The sequence below is a fragment of the Pseudonocardia kujensis genome (assembly GCF_021283305.1).
Classification (GTDB): Bacteria; Actinomycetota; Actinomycetes; order Mycobacteriales; family Pseudonocardiaceae; genus Pseudonocardia; species Pseudonocardia kujensis.
Window position 1 is genome coordinate 1 of the sequence record NZ_JAJSOK010000155.1, and the last position, 1,187, is coordinate 1,187.

Sequence of the window (1,187 nt, forward strand, 5' to 3'; positions counted from 1 at the left end):
CAGCATGCCCGGCGTCGGCACGCCGGGCATGCTGTTCCTGATCACCGCCGCGTTCGGCGTGCTCGCGGTGATCGTGCACGCCGTCTCGGTGAGCGCCGGGGCGCCCGCGGCGGCCGGGGTGCCGCTGTTGTGCATGGTCGCGGTGCCGGCCGCCCTCTCCGACGCGCTGCTGCCCTGGTGGGCGGTGGCCTGCGCGGTCGCCGGGTACGGGCTCCTGCTCGTCGCCCGCGACGGCACCGGGCGGCGCGGCGGCGCGCTCGTCACCGGCGGGATCGCCGTCGTCGCCGTGGCCGGCGTACTGGGGCTGCTGCTCGGCAGCGCGGCGACCGTCGTCGGCACGGCCGGGCGGTTCGTCAGCGGCGGCGCGGGCGGCGGCAACGGCGGGGCGATCGGGCTCAACCCGTTCACCTCGCTGCGCGGCCAGCTCACCCAGAGCGACCCGGTCGAGCTGTTCCGCACCACGGGGCTCCCGCGCCCGACCTACCTGCGCGCGCTGACCCTCTCCGACTACCGCGCCAACTCCGGCTGGCAGGCCGCCCAGCCCCGGCCCGGCGTCCCGCTCGCCGGGCCGCTCACGGAGGACCCGGCGGAGGGCGAACGCGTCCAGGTCGCCGTGCAGAACGTGAACTTCCGGGACTACTGGCTCCCGCTCTACGGCCAACCCGAGTCGGTGACCGGCGTCGACGCCGACCGGTGGGCCTACGACCGCAGCAGCGGCATCGCCTACACCCAGCGCCCGCGCGAGGAGGAGGCCTGGCAGGAGACGGCCGTGCTGCCGGCGCCGTCGGCCGACGAGCTGCGCGCCGCCTCCGGCCCGACCCGCGTGGAGCCGATCTACCGCGACACCACCGGGGTCGACCCGCGGGTCGCGCAGATCGCCGCCGACGTCACCCGCGATGCCGCGACCAGCTTCGACAAGGCGATCGCGGTGGTCGAGTACTTCACCGGCCCGCAGTCGCAGTTCCGGTACAGCCTCGAGACCGCGCCGGGCAGCGGCGACGACGCCCTCGTCGACTTCCTCACCGTCGGGCGCGCGGGCTACTGCGAGCAGTTCGCCTCGGCGATGGCCGTGATGCTGCGGACGCAGGGCGTGCCGGCGCGGGTCGCCGTCGGGTTCACCGCCGGCACCGAGGGCGACGGCTATCGCAGCGTGAGCACGCGCGACGCGCACGCCTGGGTCGAGGCGT

At 76.2% G+C, this 1,187-nt stretch carries 1 protein-coding gene; it reads left to right on the forward strand.

Annotated elements, in window-relative coordinates; genetic code table 11:
- Window positions 1–1,187 (forward strand): transglutaminase TgpA family protein (locus LWC35_RS38770; protein ID WP_232875581.1); only part of this gene is annotated, 1,187 nt, incomplete at both ends.